Below are 20,664 nucleotides of genomic sequence, written 5' to 3'. Positions count from 1 at the left end.
TAAATGAATCAGGAACAGCAGGAACGGGAAGAGGAGCTGCTGCGTGCAAGCTTTATGGGCGATATCCGTGAGGATGTAGAGTTTCTAGGATTGTCGCTAAGGGATATTGGCTGGATCGTAGGAACCACGCTCATGATCGGGGGCTTCCCCTTTTTGCTTCCGTTCCCGGTGTTGTTCAAAATGACCTGGATTGTAGCCATCTTCATGAGTAGCACTTTGGGGCAATGGCTCAAGTGGCCGTATCGTCTGAAGCGCTACATACATGATGCACAGCAAAAGAAGGAAGGAGCCGGGGAAGACCTCGGTTCCTTTCTTGGCGTAGAGGAAGATGGCTGGCTCTACCGCAGCGGGAAAACCTTGCATGTGGTGTCTTCGTTATCGGCATCCCCGTGGAAAACAGCGGTGTATGCGCAGAAACGGACGCGGATTGGCGGCTTTGAACAGTTTCTTCGTGCCATGGTGCAGGAAGGCTTCTCGGCACAAATCTCAGCGGAGCAGATCCCGGATGTTCGCCTGGAGCTGTGGAATCAGAAACGAAACCATCCGGCGAAGAGTCCAGGTATCCAAGCGATGAAGTTGAACCGCATCGAGATGTGGGAGCGGCTGGCCAGAGAGGGAAAGGCGCTGCGCAGTGAATATACACTGACCCTCACGACCTCGGAATCGAAAATCAAGATCAGGGAACGGGCAGATGAACCATCAGATCTGAATCCGGAAGCGCTGAAACGTTTCCGCCTGCTGAGTGAGCTGCAGGAGAAAAAGGATCGCGTGCTCCACACACTTACTTCGCATGGTGGGCATAGCACATCGTTATTATCCGGATTTTCACTGCCGGAGATTGTGGGGCGTTGGTGGGACCGGACCACATGGGAGGCTTGGAAGATGAATGGAGACTCATGGGCTGAACCCAGCCCATATGAAGTGTCCGAAGACTCGGACCCACTAAATGAGCAGGAGGGATTAGAACTGCAAGGCGAAGAACGAGATGAAAGGCGTTCGCTATTCAGTCCATCGCTAGTCAAGTTCATTCAGGACGGTCCTCCGGTGGAAGACCACGCGGAGAATGAAGTCATGCAAGACATTCAGAAGGAAAAGATCCCCACACCATTGCTGATCGAGGATGTGGTCCGCGAGTCATCATGGAGAAGCGCATTGCAGCTCGGGAAATGGCCTATAGCACGATGGATGCAAAGCGGTAAACATGGGATTTCCTTTCTTCGAACAACCTGGAGTACAAGGTTTCTCCCTTGGTTTGGCAGGTGGATACAGAATTGCCGTGTGGACTGGCAGAAGGTTAGAGTCCGAAAGGTTAAACTTCCAGCAGCCAAGCTAGAGTACACGCCGGATAAGCTAACGGAAGAAGGGATTCTACCGCCAAAGCTTCCAACATACGGAGCCAATCAGCTTCAAGGGATTATATTACTGACCTCACCCATACCCAGCGGCAAGTCTTTTCTGGCTGCGAATCTTGGGGTGGCGGCAAGTCTATCCGGTACTACCGTGAGCATTGTAGATCTATCGCTGGATCAGGGAACCCGTACGGTGCTGAATCCGCTGCAGCAACCTTCGGAACTGGACGCCTGGGACAGCTGGTCCGGGAAAGCAGCAGACTGGATGCTATTTACCCCTACACGTTATCCCACCTTGCAGGAAGTGGAGCAGCTGCTTCAGCACCGGGCGGAGGAAGATGGACTCGTTATTGCTGAAATCCCCTGGAACTATCCTGAACGGGAGACGCTGCTGCAGCGATATCGTTCCATTGCAGTGCTTGATTGTGATTACCACCATTGGCTTCGCTTCGTTGAAGCAGCCCCGCGCTGGGAAGGGGAGTGCTGGCTGAACCAGAGTACTCCAGACATGGCTCCCCGGATGGACACTCTGCTCAAGGAGCAGTATCAGCAGGCGTATACAGCGGTTTATCCGTATTTTCCATCAGCGGCCTACAGCTTGTATCAGGGCCGGCCTCTGGCACTTGATCCCGACAAACGCAGCTTACTGAACGTACACATAAATAGAGAGGAGACCACCCATGAGCCTGCTCAAACATACGAAGCGGTTAGTTAAACAGTGGAAGAAGCAGCCCCGGCAACTGGTGGTGAACATGGTGGACGGTAAGGATGGGAAGACTGGCCATTATGTGCGGGTGTTCATGGTCCAGGAGTATCCGCCGGAGATTATCGCCGGATATCTGGATCAGCTGGATGGCATCGTGACTCATGCCGGGGCCACCTTGCGTAAGACGATCCGGTATGCGCAAAGCGATATTAAATTCAACACCCGAATGAAGTACAAGCTGAACCGGCTAACGGCCAGTATTAATGATCAGAGTGAAACCGATCCGGCGCGGAATGCAGAGATTGCTGCGAAAGAGACCATCTTGGCCTTACGAGATTCTACGTTATCCAGTGATCACAAGCTGGTCGAAGTGCAGACCTTCTTAACAATATCCGCGCCGAAGCTTCATCAGATTGAGGCGGCAGAGGCGGGGATGAAGCTGTGGTTCGATAACATGTCCGGGAAGCTTAACGAACTGAAGCGTGAGCAGCAAGAGGCGATGCGGCAAACAACCCCGGCCTTTGACCCCTACAGTGATCACAGTGAATTTTTCAACAAGACCCATTATGGGCGGGTCACGACAGATTCTGTCGCTGCACGCACCTACCCCATGACCCGAGGCTCGTTCTCGGATAGCGAAGGACTCTATTTGGGTCGCCGGACCGAGGACGGCGGCTTTTGTTTTGTCAATTTGTGTGATCCGGATGATCCCCGGGCGCAGAACGTGACTGTATTTGGCAAGACCGGCGAAGGGAAAAGTTACTTTCTGAAGGCGCTGGTGGTCTCCTTGCTGGAAGAGGGTGTGCATGTATTTGTCTTTGACCTGGACGGTGAATGGAGGGAGCTCTGTTCGTATGTGGGCGGTGTCTATATTGACCACACCACCGAAGAAGGGCGCTATTTTGAACCGCTGACTATTATGCCAGCCATCACCGAGATTGATGAGGAATGTGCACAGTATAACCGCGCTCGGTACAAAATGGCCGAGAAAAGTGGCGTGCGCACCTTCTCGCTGCTTGGGGAGAATTTAACCCGTCCGGAAATCTTTGAAGTAGGCGAAGCCATTCGCAGAGTCTACCGTGCGGCAGGGATTGAGAAGAAGCAGCCGGAAACGTGGAATGCACCTACAGGACCGAAGCCGACGATTCATGCGGTATTTCATGAAATCGAAGAGGCGGCTCACAGCAATGCCGATGCCAAAAGCCTGTATGACAAAATCAAGATCTACTTCATCGGGATTTACGATGATATTTTCCAAATCGAAGAAGCCTCCAGTTTTGATCACAAAGCGCCTCTGGTTGTCTACCGGGTCGGCTCCGGTGAAGAGGATGAGTCCAAGAAGGATGAATCGGCCAAGCAAGCACAGATCAAGATGTCGATGGCTTTTGAACAGGTCAATGCCAACATTCATCTGCTCAAAATTGCCGGTGCCGACTTTTCTGCCGTACTGGTGGATGAAGGCCAGCGGCAGCTGCAAAATCCTGAGCTGCGCAGTTATGTCTTCACCTGGTACACGGCTATTCGCAAGCAGAACGGTATGATGATCCTGGCAGGCAACTCCCCGGCCATTATGCTGGATACCGCAGCTGGCGTGGGCATGTGGGAGAACACCAGTGTGCGCGTGTACTTTTACATGGAGCAATCAGCGGTACGTTTACTTTCCTCTCACGCGGATCTGCCATCTGAGATTCAGGAGCTTATTACTCAGAATGAAGGCACGCAGCGCTACATTTTGGAGAACCACAAACGCTACGATGAACTGATTATGCATGTCCCTCCGGAAGAACATGTCCTGTATAAAACGCGAGGACTGAAAACCGCAGGGTAGAGGAGGAGGAGAAGTGGAAGTTGTTAAAAAGGCCAATGAGATGAAGAAAATCATCGGGCTGATTTCGGCGCTGAGCTCTCCCGGAATCGGTTTGGTGCTGATCTTCCTGGGACTTGCCGTATTGATCATGTTGTTTGTCTTCTTGCCGTTCATGATCTTTTCGGATACCGACAGCTATAAGCCGCAATCAAGTGGGCAGTATGCCTGGATGGCTCCCGTGCAGCTGGATGTGGACGGAACGGCCTACATCTGGCCGGTGCCGACCATTGACCGGGTCTCATCTCCATTTGCACTGCGTGATCTGTTTGGCACCACCCGAATGCACAAGGGAATTGATATAGCGAATGGTGCTGCGAATACTGAGCTACAGGCGGTCTATGCCATGGCTGCAGGAACAGTGACGCTGGCTGGAGCTGCCAGTGGTTATGGTCAAGCGATTATGATCGATCATGGTAATGGGCTGGTGACCACTTACGGACATTTATCTGTTCAGATGAACGTAACAGTGGGTGATGTGGTGAGCAAAGGGCAGTTGATTGGAACCATTGGGGAGGGCATTGTCGGGCGGTCTACCGGACCGCATTTACATTTTCAAGTGGAGCTGAGCGGGGTGCCGGTTGATCCATTGGAGTATGTCTTTGCTCCAGGTACGGAGCTGCCTACTCTGCCAAGAGAGCTGGGATACCAGTCTTTAAATATCGAGTATGTGCTGCAGTTTCTGGAGAAACGAAAATCAGCGCTGGCAGATCGCAGCCTGCTGCAGATGATCGATGACGCAGGGCGAAGCAAAAATGTCTCTCCCTATCTGCTGATTGCCATTACCGGTCAAGAGCAGTCTTTTGTGCCGAGAAACAATAACCATGCCTCGGAGATTATCCGCAACCCGTGGAATGTATTTGGCTGCTGGTGCAACGGGAAAGGTGCGCAGCTCTCGACTGGCGAGGCTGCACAGATTGCAGCGAATACGATCATTAAGCTGTCTCAGGATCTTCCTGCTGGAAGAGATCCGATTCAGTGGTTGTCGGCTAAAGATAATCCGCGTGGTTACTATGCTGCAGATAACGGATGGTGGATCGGGGTATCCAAGTACTTCAAATTGTTAGTAGCGGGGAGTGGTTGAAATGAATTTAACAGTTGTCATTATCGCCATATTGCTATGGGTGTTTTACAAGAAAGGCAGCAATGGTTTACCGACCTGGCTCGTCAAAGCGTTGGGTGTATTTTTGGTAATTATGCTGCTGCGCAATTTGAATGAAGCCTATCACTTTGTTTTCGACGAGTCGGATGCGTGGTGGCCTCTCGTAAAAGAGAATGCGGCGCGTTTTAATCAGCAGCTTAGAGATCTAATCCAATCTATGATGAAAGGAAGTTGAGGCCATAGTGAGCACTCCAGATCCACCGCCAAAGGAATCTTTTGGACAATTCGTGAATCGCCTGACCGTCATGGCTGCGCTGGGAAGTGTAATCGTATTGTTTCTGGAGCCAGCGCCAGAACTCAGCCATTTGGCACATGCGGTACTCCGGTATGCAGTCACTTTGTGGCTGGGTATTGTAGCTGTACCTCATATTGCGCGAGTGGCTTGGAAGCATCGGAAACGTATGTGGCCATGGCTTATCCAGCTGCGGCAAAAGATTCAAAACCTGGAATGGAGACCGGGGCAGTCGTCAGCAGATATTTCGCTAAGCAAGCTGCTGAATGCCGGGGGTGTGGAATCTATGCCTTCCGCACCTGAGCGGGGCGAACCCAATCATAGGCTGGTTGTGCTTGCATGCGAACAGAGTGTTCAATCGGGACCCTATGCGCTTTTTCCACCGAACCCTCGGCCGAATTCTTCTTCTACATTATCAGCAGAGCAGGCATCGGAGCTCATCTTCAATACAGTCCAGTTGGCAGGGCTGAAAATGGAGGAACCGCCAGAAATTCTTTCTATCGATGCCGGGCCAACGCTACAAACCATTTCCTTTAGACTACCGGCCCGGCTGCAACTCAGTGATCTGGTCAAGAAAAGAGATGATCTGGCGAACCATATCGGGCATGACCGGAGTTTCGCGGTGACCTCATCCCCATTTGCAAGTGCAGCAGCCTTTATATTGCCTCATAGCGAACGGGCATTTGTATATATGAGGGATATGGCACAAGACTTAAAGGTGTTTGCTCAAACAGCTCAACTGCCTATGGTGTTCGGAAAGGATATGGAGGGCAAACCGATACTGGTGGACTTAGCCAAATTACCGCATTTGCTTGTGGCAGGGGCTACCGGCTCCGGAAAGTCTGTTTTTATTAATGGACTGCTAACTTCATTAGCCTCTACACGTTCACCGCAGCAAGTCCAGTTTCTGCTCATTGATCCCAAAATGGTCGAGTTTACGATGTATACCGGTTTGCCGCATCTGATCTCCCCGCCAGTTACTGATCCTAAACGGGCGGCACTAACGCTCAAAAAGCTTGTCGTAGAAATGGAAAAGCGGTATCAGCGTTTTGCAGAAGCAGGTGTACGTAATTTGCTGCAGTATAACCGTAATCATCCGCAAGATCAGATGCCGTATATTGTCACTGTAATTGATGAATATGCCGATTTGATGGTCATTGCCCGTGCAGATGTGGAGGAAACCGTGCAACGTCTGACCCAAATGGGACGAGCTGCGGGTCTCCATCTCATCTTGGGCACCCAGCGTCCCAGCGTGGATGTTGTGACTGGTGTGATTAAGTCGAATCTGCCCTCCCGGGTAACTTTTCATTTGCTGAGTGTCTATGATTTCAAGACCGTCATGGATACAGGAGGGCCGCATTTACTCGGTGGTGGAGATGGGATCTGCATGCTGAACGGTGGCGGACAGAAGAGGTTTCAATCGGCTGCGATCAGTGCGGATGATGATGAGACGACTGGGTATATCGAGGAGTTAAAACATTATTGGCGGAATGAAATGCGGCTGCGTAAAGTAGATCCTGAACTACAAGCAAACGGAGGTTTGTCTTCGTTTACTGTAATATCTGAACAGGAAGAACAGGAATTACCGGATGCGGAGCCTGTATCTGACGAACGGACTATACCGAAGAGCGTGAGCCACTTAGAGGAATGGGCTGATCTGGAGGAAGAAGAGGTGCAGTCTGTTAATAAGAGTATGTACGAACAAGTTATTCGCTTGGCGCGGGAACATAACGGCGTGTCCGGCAGGTTGCTGCAGCACGCATTAAATATTGATTATGTGACGGCTGCTACCTATGTTGAGCAGTTAAGTAGAGAAGGAAAGGTTGCATCTGAGTATGACCCAGAGTCGGGATTGAAGCCTTGGCTGTTGAGCGTCCGGGAAAGTGATGAAGAGCTGCTGCTCCGGATGCAGCTTATGATTTGCGAGAAGGGCTCAGCAAGGTCTGCTGAACTGCAGCAAGAACTTGGTATTCGTAAGGAGAGAGTGCTGCAGCTAATGAGTCAACTGGTAGCGCAGGGATTTTTGCTTTCCCCGGTAAGTCCGAAAGCTGGATATACCGTTGCTTGGAGTGAAGAGAAAATTCAGCAGTTTTTGAAAGTATAAATATTAACTAAGCTCTCGGTGCTGAGGTTACTGATGATTCCTAGTATTGGAGGTGCTACAATAAAGAGGAATTGATTTCATTCAGTATCAATACTAAGAGCGAGGGTGATTGATTTGGAAGAGATGGGAGAGTCAGATAATATACCGTATGTTAAAAATGTAAATTCCGAAATAAGTAGCTCCATAGAAGTTATTGGGCTAGATTTTTACGAAACAAAGATTAGGAAATTAAAAGAAGACATCGCAGCTGATAAAAGGCTCTCACTTGGTTTGAGGATATTTTTTATCGTCATCGTATTAATTGGTTTAGCTGATATACTTACTTTGGTAAATTGGATTACTAACTATGTTTCTGTGCCTATAACTATTTTTTCTGCATTAATGGTTGCAGCTAGTTTTGGTAGACAATCCAGACAAGTAAGCATTCAGGCTGAAATTGATGCTCTTGAAAGACAAAAAAATAGGCTAGAGAGTAAGGCCACTCAATCTACTATTGGAAATTTTGGGAATGTGGCGAAAAATAATACTAATCTTTATTTTGATACATTGGTCGGGATTAATTTAAGGAATTTGGAAGATTATTACGAACTGGTTAAAGTAAGTAACAGGAAATCTTTCAATGCATCACTCGCTGTAAGTATTTTGGGATTTTTACTTATAGCAGGAGGTTTAGTTGCTTCATATATTATGGATGGTGCGAAAGACATGGCATATATTGCTGGTGCATCGGGAGTTATGGTTGAAATTGTTTCTGGGTTGATGTTTTATCTTTATAGTAAAACAATATTGCAGCTGAAGGAGTATCATGATAGCCTGTTAAATGTTCAAAACATGTTATTATCTTTTAAATTATTTGAAGATCACAAGGATTCTACAGAAAACACAGAGATATTAAAACAAATGATAGAATATCTATTGATAACTAAACCTCGTTTATGAATGGCTAGACCAGTAGTGAGACAGAATAGAACCAATAATATTATTAATCCATAGAAGTATGGGTTGATCAAAAGTTGGGATATGTTCTCGCCTTTTTTTGTTATGCGACATCACATTGGATACCCTAATACTGGCGAAAAGAAGTGATGTTTTACGAAGGGATTATTTACAGTTCCATTTATAGTTCCTAAATTCAAAAGCCAAAAACCCACGTGGTTATGGCTTTTTTTGTTTCTACAGACTTCACTTTTATCGGGAACCAAGGATGGGGAGTATAACGGAACCGTAAATGCAATGGGAGGGAGGAAAGAAAATGGGCCACATGCGCAAACTTGAAACCTCATACTTTTCCCATACTTTTTAAATACGTTTCACTTGAACAATTGAGTTAATCTTATATCATGCAAGAAAACAAAAAGAGGCCGCCCCGGCAATCCAAGGGGCGGCCTTTGCGTTGAGAGAGGAGAGTGCGATGCAGGAAGTTGGATTCAAAGAAGCAGGAGAAATATTGAATACGCCGGTCAGCACATTGCGGCGCTGGGTCGTCTTATTGGAGGAGCAAGGGTACACCTTCAACCGTGACGGTAAGCGTAGGCAGCTGGACTGGCAGGATGTAGGTGTGCTGCGAGAGGTCAAGCTCAGGCTCCAGGAAGGAACACTGGAAGAGGCGATTCAGAAAGCCGTCTCTTCATCTGTAGTTACGCAGGAAGAACCTGATCAGCAGGAATCACAGCCTGTGATCCAGGGAAGCGAATGGGAAGCCTTTGACACCCAAATAAGTAGCCTGACAGAAAACTTGTTTTGGCACGGTCAGGAACAGGCAGTGAGCACTATACTTACGGCTTGGCGAGCACTCAAGGAGACGATGGGGAGGGAATAACATTGGATAAGAAGTACAGCCTTGCTGAGCTGAAGGCCATGCCTACGCTGCAACAATCACACACGGATAATCTGAAGAAGGAAACCAGAAATGAACGGGTCTGGTTGTCCCGACTGACCGTTGCGGATGGTATGCCCTACAACAATCAGGTCACAGTGGAAGTTTTCTCGAATGGTAAGTGGAACATCGTAGATACGTACCAGGCACAATAAGGAGTGAACATGAAATGATAAAGACCTATGCAAACTGGGAAGGAGATTTGGAGGATTACCTCCGGATCGGTGATGTGGTAGATGAAGAGATGGCCGATCACTTTCTGAATGTGCTGCCTCCGGCCTGCTGGACGGCGAAGATCATCCAGATCGGAGAGCCGAATAGCCATGTGGGAGGCAAAGCCACCTACGCCACCTTAGAAAAAACAAGTCAAGGCTGGGTGTACCGGGGCAATTGCCACCGGGGCGAGACGGAGGGGAGATCATGACCGGCAAAGCGCAGGTGATCGCCTTCGCCAATCTGGGCGGCGGGGATGCGGTTCAAGGTGTCATGAAACTGATCCGCGCCTATCCCAAGGATCAGCGCGTGGTGGTGGCTGAATTGCCTTGTGTCGGTTTACCGCGCATTGCCTATACCTTCGATCAGCAAATCGCCGAACTCCACAAAGAGCGCACAATGGATCAATTCCTGCTCGATCTGGACCGCCAAGCTTTGAAGCCGATCCAGGAGTACATGGTTCAGCGGAGTGGTGTGGACTATTTGCTGGTGAATCCGCGTTCTCAGCCTGAAGCACCCGTAATTCGTAAATTGTCTTCAAATCAAACGCTGATCTCGGCATCCGTAGTGCTGCGGCAACAGCTGGAAGCCGCCTATGATGTGATCATTCTACTCACACAGGGTTCGCTCATCCAGCCAACGACTCACTTCGCTCTCCGGACTTCGGATGCAGCCGTACTCTATAGCGCAGATGCCATTGATTTTGTTGGCAATTATACACATTACCGCCGATTGCTTGAAGTGTTCAGTGTGGAGCGGGAGCGACTTTATCTGTTTTCGGCAGATACCAATGTCAAAATAGACGAAGCGCCTGTGTATACCAAATTCAGTGACCTGATCAAGCGCTGGAAGGCACTTGAACCGAACAAGATCCCGGTGCGGGAAGGACAAGCTGCCGGGCGTGACAAAGAAACGGTAGGAATCATTGAACCGCTGGAATATTTGGATGTTCAGATTTCCATTCAGCCGGTCAACAGTGAATGGTCGGAGGGGGATGCCAAAAAGCTGGAGGGGCTGCTGAACTTTGTCCGTTATCGGCTGCAGGAGGATCACCTGGACGAATATGTACAGTCCCTAACCCATGAACCTTCACGGCAAAAGATTCGTTATTACATCTCGGATTTGATCCGGGAACAGAATGAATATGCCCTGTCGATTCCCCTGAATGAAGTGGTGGAATGGGTGCAGAAGGAAATCACGGAGCTTGGGGTGCTGCAGGGCATTTTGGATGATCCTACGGTCAGTTCGATTGAGATCAACGGTCCGGAGCAAGTGATCATTGAGCAGGGCGGGCAAGACATTCACCGGCCGGATATCCGGTTTCAGAGTGTGTCTCACTTGTATGAAGTGATTAACAAAATGCTCATGCCCATCGGCAAACCGATCTCCAGTACCGATCCGATTGTAGATGCCAATTACCGGGGCTTCCGGATTTGTGTAGTCGCGGATACGAAAGAGTATCAAGGGATTAGCGCCAATGCACCGCTGATCAGTATCCGGAAGTTCCCTCCGGATGTGTACACCGATGAGCAGTGTATCCAGTACGGGAACATCTCGCCAGAGATTGCCGAGTTCCTGCATTTCATTGTCCCCAAGGGAGCCAATCTCGTCATTGGCGGGGGAACCAACAGTGGTAAGACCACACAGCTGATTCGCCTACCGATGTGCATGGAGCCGATTACCCGCATTATCTCGATTGAGGATTCCGAGGAAATGATGCTGGCCAGCAAACGGCAATATCTCGACTACCCGAATTTACCTTCACTTTTGGTCAAGGAAGTGGAGGATGAGAAGAAGAGCTATGGCATCGCCAAGCTGATCAAAGCCTGTCTGCGGCTCAAGCCAACAGTGATGTGCATCGGGGAGATCCGGGATGAACCGGCAGCACAGCAAAGTCTGATCGGGATGAACACCGGGCACACCGTCTGGACGACCATTCACGCGAACAGCGCGAAAGAGGCGGCGACCCGATTCCTGCAACTAAACGGGAACACGATGGCTGCGGCCAGTCAGATCTCAGGATCAATTGACTTAATCTTGTTTCAGAAGAAGTTGCCGAATGGAGCCCGGGTCGTGACGGAGCTGTCGGAGCTCATTGGATACCGGGGAACCGAGGAGCCGGTGCTAAATCCGATCTTCAAATATGATTACAGCCGGAAACGGCATATTCGGGTCGGCAAGATCCAGTCCGAGTCATTGATGGAGAAAATTTATTTGAAAGACCCGACGCAGGAAGAAGTCCGGCGCTGGTGTGAAGGGAAGGAGCTGAAGGCCATATGATGCCCATCCTTCTGTTAGCTGCTGGACTCCTGGTCTCCTTTGGCGTGTTCTCGTTGCTGCCAGCGGCCAGCAGTCGTTCCAGACAGCTGCGTATCGCCTTTGGATTTGAGCAAACACAAGCAGAAGCGAAGGCGGCAGGAATTCACCTGGAGTGGCGTAACTATGTTCAACTCCTTGGCATCACCCTTGCGATAGGTGCGGGGGTAGCTTACTGGACGGCGAACATCTGGTTTGTCGGCGTAGGGGGCGCGATGGGGGTGATTGTGCCCAAGATGATCATTTCAGCGGTGAAGTTCAAACGCAGGAAAGAGGTTCTCCTGAACTTGCCTGGGAATCTTCGGCTGCTGTCCTCCAAGTTCCGGGATTGCAAATCCCTCCAGAAGTCGCTAGAGATGTCCTTGCCGGTGATGAGCGGTGTGACGGTTCCGTTGTTTGAGCAGATGTACGCTTCGCTGCGGATCGGGATCGATGTCCCCACGGTACTGGAGCAGATGAAACAAGCGGTTCAATTTAAAAAGTTCGATGATTTCTGCGAAAAAGTGATGGCCGGGAACAAGGACGGATTCCATGCCCGTTCGGTCGAAGGGATTCGGGAGAGCATCGCAGATATTGCTTCAGACATGCATCTGCTGCAGGAAATTGATATTGAGAATGAGAAAAAGCGGATGGAACCGTTCGTGGTGTTCGGCATCAGTCTGCTCTTCCCGTTCCTGTTTGGTTATCTAGAAAGTCAATTGGTGCAGGAATTCAAGGCAGCGACGACCCTGCAGACAGGATTCGGCAAGCTGCTGCTGGCGAGCATGATTGTCAGCGTGATAATTGGACTCTGGAAGAAGGATTCGCTGCTGCGCCTGAATCTGGATGATTTGTAAGGAAGGTGAAACATGATTACATCCCTACTGTTTGGATTTGCCGCACTCTGTATCGTCATTCCTGTTCTGCGGATCGCCATTCCTGGCTTCCGGCGGCAGCAGCAGCTCATGAATCTGGCGGCTCTGGTCAACCAGTCCGAGGCGCAGCGGCTACGGCTACAGCAGAATGCCGTTATCCGGTCCCTAGCGGACAGGCTCTCTGCTAGGCAAGGAAAAAGGCAGAGTAGTAAGCAGCGTGAAATGTACGGCATGCTGGGATACCCGGTGAGTTATGAGATCTATCTCGCCAAGGCGATCATCCAAGCCCTCTTGCCGGGTGGATTTGCCCTCGTGCTGGCGGGTATGGTGCAGCAAGTCTTTTTTGCCATTGCCGGACCAATTCTGTCTTTTCTATTCTTTTGGCTTCAAATGCGGCAAATTCCCCAGGCGTATCAAAAACGGCAAAATCTGCTCATTGCGGACTTGCCGTTTTTAATTAGCAAAATGATCACTGCGCTGGAGGTTGGCAAGCCGTTAAACGTGATTTTTCAGGAAGTCAGTACCCGCTGTGGCCCAACGCTTTCAGCACTACTTAAGCGTCTCGTTGCCAACATGGGGACGATGTCGCAGAAGGATGCCCTGCAAGGGTTCGCCAAAGAGGTCCATGTGCCTGTGGTGTATGATTTTGTGTCAGTGGTCAATGTCGTCGCGGAGAAAGGATTTCATGAAGCCGAGGACGATCTGAATGGTGTCAAAAACGATCTGCGTAATCTAAGCAAGCTTGCCCTGCGCGAACGCACCCGGGGCAATCCGGGAAAGATGAATCTGTTCTATGGAATGGTCATTGTTCATGTGGTCGTGTTCTTTTTTATGATGCTGATCAAAATGTTCGGCGCGTTTAATTCCCTATAAACATGAAATGAGAGGATGATTGACGAATGAAGAAGCTGATGAAGAAAATGGTTGAAGGTACAAAGCAGGTAGTGGTGAACGCTCCAGGAGTCCTGGTGGTAAGGCTGAACCGGTTCCGGACAGAAGAGCGCGGAGACGCGATGCAGTGGGTTATCGGCATTCTTATCACGCTGCTGCTGTTCATCGCCGTGTATCTGCTGTTCAAGGCACAGATTAACACCTTTGTCGTGGATAAAATCTTCGGCAAAATGAATTCGCTTGATTAAGGGAAATATCATGCGTCGTAGATGGCAACGGTTCTACCGGAGTGAGAGGGGAGATGGGATTATTTCCATCTTCTTTCTGCTGCTCATTGTGCTCATTATTTCTTTAATTACAGTCTCCATAATCCAGTATGTAATGATTCGCTCTAATCTCCGCACAGCGGCTAACGAGGTGCTGCAGGTCATGAAGGTAGAGAATGGGGCAGACCAAGCGACACGGACCAGATTTGACGGTCTGCTTCAAAGTATGGGCATGAATCCGGCTAAGGTTTTCTTTACAGCTACGCCGAAACCTGTCCAGCGCGGTGATCTTCTGGAAGTGACTGCGATCCGGGAGTACAACGTGTTTGCCCTGAAAGCGGTCGGTGTGAACTATACGGTACCTATTCAAGTTCATGTGTCTGGACTGGCTCATAAGTTCTACCGAACGGGGGAATAGCATGTGGATTAAGGTATGCGGAGCCATTTTGTTTGGTCTAATTCTCATTCTACTTGTAATGGACTTACTTGTGCTAGACAGTGTGTATGACTCGAATGGCCGGGCCATCGAGCATGCTATTGACTCGGGAATTATCCGGTCCGGTATCGTAACGGATGCACAGCAAGGATTGATTCAATTGGAGCAGAACACACTGCGTGCGGCAACAATACAAGCGTTCATTCAGTCTCAGCGTTTGAGTGCTGCAATGGAGAATCCAATCATGAAAGACAGTAGCTTTGAATTGAAGCTGATCTATGACTCAAGTGACGTTCCCTGGATTGATGTAGTCTTTCGCACGCATGTCTCGTTTGCTCTGCCTGGTGTCCAATATCCGGTTACCATTCATCGCAATATTCCCTATGAGAGTATTTATAAATAGAGAGAGAGAGGGAGGAGGATCATACCTTTGAAAAAGTTATGGAATAAATATACCCGCAGCGCATTGATCATCGTGCTCGGACTGATTCTTGCTCTGGTCGCGTTTCAGCTCAATCGTAAAAACATTGCAGAGCAAGTGCAGACTGAAAAAATAATTGTGGCGAAAGAAGACATTGCCCCGTTCACTGCCCTGTCCAAAGAACAGCTTGAATTTCGGGAGATTGTGCTTAGTGAAGTGCCTGAGGATGCGATCACTTCGGCAGAGACACTGGATTTCAACGATGCCTATGCATCCCAATATGGATTTCTTAAAGGAACTCCGATCCGCCAGTCACTTGTGACCACGGCAGCTGCTTCTGGAATCGGCACAGCGGTTTCTTTGAAAGAGGGCATGCGGCAGATCGGGGTGAAGACAGATTTGGTTCTGTCCTCCGGCGATGAAGTCAAGCCAGGTATCCTTGTTGATGCGTATGCATTCGTGTCCGATACGGCAACCGGCCAATCCAAACAAATGGTTTTACCGGAGCTGTCTAGTCTGAAGGTGGTCAAACGATTAAATTCGGAGGGGAAGGTTCCTGATCCGGCAGATGGTGGCAGCCTCATCCCGGCGGTTATTGTACTGGAAGTGACGCCTAAGCAAGCCGCGCTGTTGATGGAATATCAAGAGACAGGGAAGGTTTACCTGTTACCGGCAGGAACGCTTCAGCCATAGAGGAGGAACTTATGAAGCGATTATTGGTGTGGTTAGGTGTAGTTTGGCTTATCGGTATAGGAAGCTCCCCGGTGACCCATGCCGAGAACACCGGACCGGATACGGAGAGTTCCGGGGAAACAGTCATGTCGGCCACCTATGCAGTCTATGCCGAACCTATGGGCAGCCTGCGTCTTGCCGGAGGTTCGGCGCAGCTTACGCTGGATCTCTCCGGGAAACTTCAATTTAATCAGTGCTTAAATCTTATGGTTGAACATCAAGGAGACTCCGGCTGGCAATATGCCGTATCGTTGAATGATTTCACCATTCGGCACAAGGTGCAGGAAGGGATTATACAGGCGAGAATTCCGGCAGGATACGCTTCGTACCAGGTATCTGATGTAATCTCAGATCAATCGTCTGGAAGGATTAATACAGGTTCGGGTGTATTTGTTCCTGGAGCTCCTCAAGTTGTTCTGGAGGCTGCTGAAGGATCAGGGCGTGGGAACTATAGTGCTGATCTGTTGCTGCAGGTGGATCTGCCCTCACTAATTGAGGTAGCCGAAGTGAGCGGTACAGATGTGATTTCTCCTGGTGAGAGGGTAGGGCTGCTGGCTGGAGAGTATCGGGCAAGCCTGACCTTTACCTTGGTTACAGGACTATGAGAATAAAGAATAGAGGTTGATGCATGGAGAGGCCAAAGTTTAAAAAGATGATGAGCTTAATGAGCTTGTTTTGGATAGGCTGTTTGTGGCTGACCGGTGTAGCCAGTGCGGACAGTTCTTTTGTGCTGTCCCCGGTGAAGGCCGTCGAGGAGGGAAGGGGATATTATAAGGACGAGGTGAAACCTGGCGATTCCAATGAGTATACGTTTATTGTGAGGAACACGAAAGACGCACCTTTACAGTTGAAATTGTATCCTGCAGATGCACTTCCTGCTCAAAATGGGGGGCGCAGCTTTTCGGAAAAGGAACAGAAGCTCTCCTTGGTAGGGTCGTGGGTAGAACCCCAAGGTGTTCAAAATGTCACGCTGAAGCCGAAAGAGGAGCGAAGCTTCACCTATAAGGTTACAGTTCCAAGCGAGACTACACCTGGTCAGTATGTGGGTGTGATCGCGGCCGAAGAACTGATTCAGGCCGAAGATCATCAGACTAGTCCGCAAGGGCAGCAAGCTTCGGTAGCTATTGATGTGGTTAACCGCAGCGGCGTTCAGATGGTTCTGGAATACCAGGCAGATCAGGCGACTCATGAAATGAGCATCGACAGTTTCAAGCATGACTATGTTAGTACAGGCCATTCCCGGCTGACGATCAAGCTCAGTGATCGAGGAACGATTTTGGAGAAACCGAAAGGCTCCATAGCGGTCCGGGATAGCCAGGGAAAGGTGATATATCAGCAAGATTACACCGCTGATTCCATCTATGCGGGGACGACCGCAGATATGGTCTACATTGTAAATGACAAGCTGCTGCTGCCGGATGCATACAAAGTGACCTATACCGCAAGCTTTTCGGGTAAAACCATTAGCCGGACGTTTACATTCCAGGTTACTCCGGAGCAGTCCAATGCTTCCAAGGAGTCGTTGACCGAAGCGGGGAAGATTGAAGTTAACCAGACCGTTGGAGAGTGGATAGAGCTGCATATGTTGGTTCTGGTGCTTATTGTAGTGTTAATTGTACTGATCTTCTTGTTGTTCTTGTGGCTTTTGTTATTGCTATGGAGACGTAAAAAAGAGAAGAAAGATACGGAAGAGCAGGAAGAGGGGAAGGTCCCGGTTACTTCCTGAGGAATACTGCTTCGCCATCGAGATAATTAGCTCAAAATGCAGACACCGCAATGGGGTTTGCATTTTTATTTTGGGTTGCCAGTTGAGCTAGAGAGGAGGCGATTCCGGGCTGCACAGCAGCTGCCATAGCAATGCACGATCCAAATGAACAGTAAATAAGGGAGGAACAAAAAGAAATGAGAAAAATGATATTCGCGTTATGGGCCGCACTTGTTCTTATGCTTCCGGTCTCTTCTGCCTTTGCAGCGGAAGTCGATGAATCGGAAGTGGTGGTCACCGGTGCAGGCCTGCAAATGACACAAACAAAGCCGGCCTTTAGCGATATTACACTGGATTTGAAACAAAGCCAAACGTCAGCCGCCGACAGCAGCTTGTACGTCATGGATGCACGGGGAACGGCTGCGGGCTGGGGGATCGTCCTCAGGGCTTCTGATTTCAAATTGACCAAAATAGTTGCTGGACAGGTTGTTGAGTTTGTTATTCCGGCTTCATCTGTATCGTTCACAGCGCAGTACAAGAGTGCTCTCGTGGGAACACCTATTGATTTCCAGGCAGCGAAGGGAGAACTGGCAAGTCACCAGGTTCTCTCCTCAGAGGACAGCCGGATAGTCGGTGTGATTCCTTCTGAAGGAGCGGGGACGCACCAATTTGAGGTTTCTTATATTTTGAACGTTCCCAAGCTGATTACCGGCAGCAACGGCCAGCAGGTCGGGCTGCTGCAGGGAACATATACCTCGACATTCACCTATACCGCGACAGCAGGACTATAAGGAGGAAAACGAATGACAACAGTACCTAAACAAGCCATTTACAAGAAGCATCAGCGCTGGGGAGCTTTAGCGCTATCGTTAGTGCTACTAATTCCTGGACTATTTATCTCAGGCGGGTCTTCTATCGTTGAAGGGGCTGCGTATACCCATATTGTTGGACAAGAGACATTTGATGAGTATGACACCAGTCAAGTCGCCCTCAGTCTGGATAATGGTTATAAAGCTCTCTTAAGTCAATATGGGGTTATCGTCTCTCCTGTCGTTTCGGAGAAATATCGGCCTTTCTATAATTCCTATGGAAGTACAAAAATTGGTTATGTGTACATTTCGAACGGTAAGCTATTCACTCAGAAAATTGATGCAAGCCCGATTCAAAAAGCGGATAACGTGATCGACTTTCAAGTGCTCACGAACTCGGAGTACAGCAATATCGATAAATTCAGTTATTTTATCCTGAAGCAAAACGGAAGTGTGTGGGCTTGGGGAGCAGGGGCTTATGGTCAACTTGCCGTTGGCCCAAGCGGAGACAAGTCGGTCCCTACAGAAGTCCTTGATCCATCGGGCTCAGTGCTTACAGGAGTACAAAAGCTGTACTATTTATCCCCCAATGCATTCTTGGCTGTACGTGATAATACCGTCTACTTAATAGGTTCAGCATTTGGACTAACTTCAAGAGGTGCATCATCGAAGGCAGTAGATGTCACCTCGCTTTTTCCTGCATTTACTTCAGCAGAGAACTTTCAAATGAGCTTCTTAAATGATAACAACCACAGTCTGATCGCAACCCGACCAGGGGGGGCAAACTGGAGTGAGGTCAAAGCCGATATAGGCTCACGTATCTTTACTATTAATGGTCAAAGCTATTCCTTGACGAACTGGAAAACGTATCGCGATCCTTTATCCACAACTACTGAAATTGATAGTGCTACACCTGCTCTAATCCCTATACCCTCAGATGTTGATGTAAACAACGTGCACCGCTATACCAAAACTTTAAGGGTGTCTGCCTCGGACTACCTGTTGAATGGTTACACAACGATTAAGAACGGGGTTCTAAAGTATTGGGGTACTCCATTCAGCGGCTGGAGCAGTGGAAGCAGTGCGATTCAGGCTACTTCAGACATTGCTGCGGATGTTGAGTCAGTTGTTGGTGACGGCCAGGGCACATTCTGGTATCTGAAGGCTGGCAAGATTTATTCATTTGGGACGAACTTGAATTCAAGGTCTGGAGTATCTGGTGGTGTACTCAATACTCCAGTTCAAGTAACAGGGACAAGCAATGAAATTGCTAATGTGAAACAGCTCTCTGCTTCAGGTGGCTATACGTACGCTCTGAAGGATACGCACGAACTAATTTACTGGAATAGCGCAAGTCAATTTACCAAATCAACGCAGAAGTATCTTTCTCTATTTTCGTTGCCTGATCGATACGGTGTATATACGGTATATGGGATTACAGAGACGGGAGTGTTCCAGAGCTTGCCATACGGTTCAGCAGTTTCCGGTTTCCCTACTGTATTTCCTGCGGATTATGTAGCCCTTGATAAACCTACAAGTACTCTGACATTGGATAAGTATAATCGATCAATTGTGACGGTTGAATTCGGTAATGAGCCAATGATTACCACGAATGAATACTCTTTGGATGGCGGTACGACTTGGCTGCCCTACACGGCACCGGTGACGTTGACCACAACCGGAACTTTGTCTTTCAAAGCTCGTTCCGGCGCGAGTGGGATCTACAGTGAGATTCTGGAAATTGAGGTGACTAATGATCCGATCCTGATTACACCTGGATATCCCAAGATTATAGATAACGGTAAGGGAAGTTACACTGTGGAATCCGGAACTACACATCCCAGCATTCGAACTGAGGTTAGAATGGATAATGGGACGTGGGGCGAGTATAAGGGGCCGGTTACTCTACCTGAAGGTAGCCATGTGGTGGATGTGAGACTCGTCAATGCTGGAGGAGAAGAATTAGCAACTGGCAACAAAACCATTAATGGGCCTACACCGGTACCAACACCAGTACCGACAATTTCGCCTACAGCTACACCAACTCCCACACCAACACCGACAGTAGCACCTACAGCGACACCATTACCAACAGTGGCCCCCACAGGTATGCCAACGCCAACCACCACGCCACAACCCACGATGGACCCGAGCTGGGGTAGTCCAATTGGCTCTGAAGATGTGTCCTTTACAGTGCTGAGCGGGGGCTTCAATTCTCAGTTTAATGGACTCAAGCTGGATACAATTACAATTAGTACAACCAATCAGTATCAGGTGCTCAACTCCGTAACAAACTCTGTGATCGAGGATAGCCGGGGAACAGGTGCCGGTTGGAATTATTCTCTCAAAGTAACTGACTTCTTTAGTGATCCCGTAGTCGATAATAGTCTGGGCACTAATGATTTAGTAGTAAAAATGCCATCCACTGCACTAAGCGTGGATGTAACCAAATCTTCTACCCTTGCCGGTCAGGATAGTAATTTGAGCCTGAATGGCAATTATATTTTCAATCAGGAACCAGTGATATTGGCAAGCGCAAGCGAATTTCATGGAATGGGCCAGTATCAGATTCCGATGAGTTTTACACTTCGGGTACCAGACAAAGTAGAGATCGTTACTGCAGGAAACGGTAGTGAATACCAAGCCGGAGGCAAAACGGGGCTAAGGGTAGGAACGTATCGTTCACAGTTTACGTTCACGTTGGCTTCAGGGATCTAATCATTTGTTA

General features: G+C 49.1%; 20 protein-coding genes. All 20 read left to right on the top strand.

The window, feature by feature from the left end:
• Positions 1–3: 3 nt before the first annotated feature.
• The 20 genes from M2108_RS12945 (at position 4) to M2108_RS12850 (ending at position 20,654) form a co-directional block, all read left to right on the top strand.
• Positions 4–2,064, top strand: a complete 2,061-nt coding sequence (locus tag M2108_RS12945) for a P-loop NTPase family protein (protein ID WP_277469895.1) — start codon at positions 4–6, stop codon at positions 2,062–2,064.
• On the top strand, positions 2,030–3,883 hold the full coding sequence (locus tag M2108_RS12940; RefSeq protein WP_277469897.1) for a TraG/VirB4 family ATPase: 1,854 nt from the start codon (positions 2,030–2,032) through the stop codon (positions 3,881–3,883). The genes M2108_RS12945 and M2108_RS12940 overlap by 35 nt, the downstream gene beginning before the upstream one ends.
• Positions 3,884–3,896: 13 nt before the next feature.
• On the top strand, positions 3,897–5,003 hold the full coding sequence (locus M2108_RS12935) for a M23 family metallopeptidase (RefSeq protein WP_277469899.1): 1,107 nt from the start codon (positions 3,897–3,899) through the stop codon (positions 5,001–5,003).
• A 1-nt stretch (position 5,004) separates the two neighbouring features.
• On the top strand, positions 5,005–5,256 hold the full coding sequence (locus M2108_RS12930) for a hypothetical protein (RefSeq protein WP_277469900.1): 252 nt from the start codon (positions 5,005–5,007) through the stop codon (positions 5,254–5,256).
• A gap of 7 nt (positions 5,257–5,263) precedes the next feature.
• A complete protein-coding gene (locus M2108_RS12925) occupies positions 5,264–7,417 on the top strand; it encodes an FtsK/SpoIIIE domain-containing protein (protein ID WP_277469901.1) in 2,154 nt (717 codons plus the stop codon).
• Between the two features lie 123 nt (positions 7,418–7,540).
• Positions 7,541–8,356, top strand: a complete 816-nt coding sequence (locus M2108_RS12920) for a TRADD-N-associated membrane domain-containing protein (protein ID WP_346780561.1) — start codon at positions 7,541–7,543, stop codon at positions 8,354–8,356.
• Positions 8,357–8,828: 472 nt separating this feature from the next.
• Entirely contained in the window at positions 8,829–9,236 is a 408-nt protein-coding gene (locus tag M2108_RS12915; RefSeq protein WP_277469904.1) for a hypothetical protein, read from the top strand.
• 2 nt (positions 9,237–9,238) lie between these two features.
• On the top strand, positions 9,239–9,448 hold the full coding sequence (locus M2108_RS12910; protein WP_277469905.1) for a hypothetical protein: 210 nt from the start codon (positions 9,239–9,241) through the stop codon (positions 9,446–9,448).
• A gap of 14 nt (positions 9,449–9,462) precedes the next feature.
• Positions 9,463–9,717: a hypothetical protein gene (locus tag M2108_RS12905; protein ID WP_277469906.1), complete on the top strand. Its 255-nt coding sequence runs from the start codon at positions 9,463–9,465 to the stop codon at positions 9,715–9,717.
• On the top strand, positions 9,714–11,786 hold the full coding sequence (locus M2108_RS12900; RefSeq protein ID WP_277469908.1) for a TadA family conjugal transfer-associated ATPase: 2,073 nt from the start codon (positions 9,714–9,716) through the stop codon (positions 11,784–11,786). Before M2108_RS12905 ends, M2108_RS12900 begins: the two co-directional genes overlap by 4 nt.
• A complete protein-coding gene (locus M2108_RS12895) occupies positions 11,783–12,658 on the top strand; it encodes a hypothetical protein (protein WP_277469910.1) in 876 nt (291 codons plus the stop codon). Before M2108_RS12900 ends, M2108_RS12895 begins: the two co-directional genes overlap by 4 nt.
• A 12-nt stretch (positions 12,659–12,670) precedes the next feature.
• Positions 12,671–13,549, top strand: coding sequence for a hypothetical protein (locus tag M2108_RS12890; protein ID WP_277469912.1), 879 nt, complete (start codon positions 12,671–12,673; stop codon positions 13,547–13,549).
• A 26-nt stretch (positions 13,550–13,575) separates the two neighbouring features.
• On the top strand, positions 13,576–13,815 hold the full coding sequence (locus M2108_RS12885) for a hypothetical protein (protein WP_277469914.1): 240 nt from the start codon (positions 13,576–13,578) through the stop codon (positions 13,813–13,815).
• 10 nt (positions 13,816–13,825) lie between these two features.
• Complete coding sequence (locus M2108_RS12880) at positions 13,826–14,251, top strand: DUF4320 family protein (RefSeq protein WP_277469915.1); 426 nt, start codon at positions 13,826–13,828, stop codon at positions 14,249–14,251.
• 1 nt (position 14,252) lies between these two features.
• A complete protein-coding gene (locus tag M2108_RS12875) occupies positions 14,253–14,672 on the top strand; it encodes a hypothetical protein (RefSeq protein WP_280777050.1) in 420 nt (139 codons plus the stop codon).
• A gap of 27 nt (positions 14,673–14,699) precedes the next feature.
• Positions 14,700–15,383 (top strand): Flp pilus assembly protein CpaB, encoded by a 684-nt coding sequence (gene cpaB / locus M2108_RS12870; protein ID WP_277469919.1) that lies wholly within the window; start codon positions 14,700–14,702, stop codon positions 15,381–15,383.
• Positions 15,384–15,394: 11 nt separating this feature from the next.
• Positions 15,395–16,027, top strand: coding sequence for a hypothetical protein (locus tag M2108_RS12865; RefSeq protein WP_277469920.1), 633 nt, complete (start codon positions 15,395–15,397; stop codon positions 16,025–16,027).
• A 59-nt stretch (positions 16,028–16,086) separates the two neighbouring features.
• A complete protein-coding gene (locus tag M2108_RS12860) occupies positions 16,087–17,148 on the top strand; it encodes a WxL protein peptidoglycan domain-containing protein (protein ID WP_277469921.1) in 1,062 nt (353 codons plus the stop codon).
• A 176-nt stretch (positions 17,149–17,324) separates the two neighbouring features.
• Positions 17,325–17,918 (top strand): hypothetical protein, encoded by a 594-nt coding sequence (locus M2108_RS12855; RefSeq protein WP_277469923.1) that lies wholly within the window; start codon positions 17,325–17,327, stop codon positions 17,916–17,918.
• Between the two features lie 12 nt (positions 17,919–17,930).
• On the top strand, positions 17,931–20,654 hold the full coding sequence (locus M2108_RS12850) for a hypothetical protein (protein WP_277469924.1): 2,724 nt from the start codon (positions 17,931–17,933) through the stop codon (positions 20,652–20,654).
• Positions 20,655–20,664 lie beyond the last annotated feature (10 nt).

This window comes from Paenibacillus sp. PastM-3 (assembly GCF_029893965.1).
Lineage (GTDB): Bacteria > Bacillota > Bacilli > Paenibacillales > Paenibacillaceae > Paenibacillus_AQ.
This window is presented reverse-complemented; position numbering and strand designations above follow the sequence as displayed.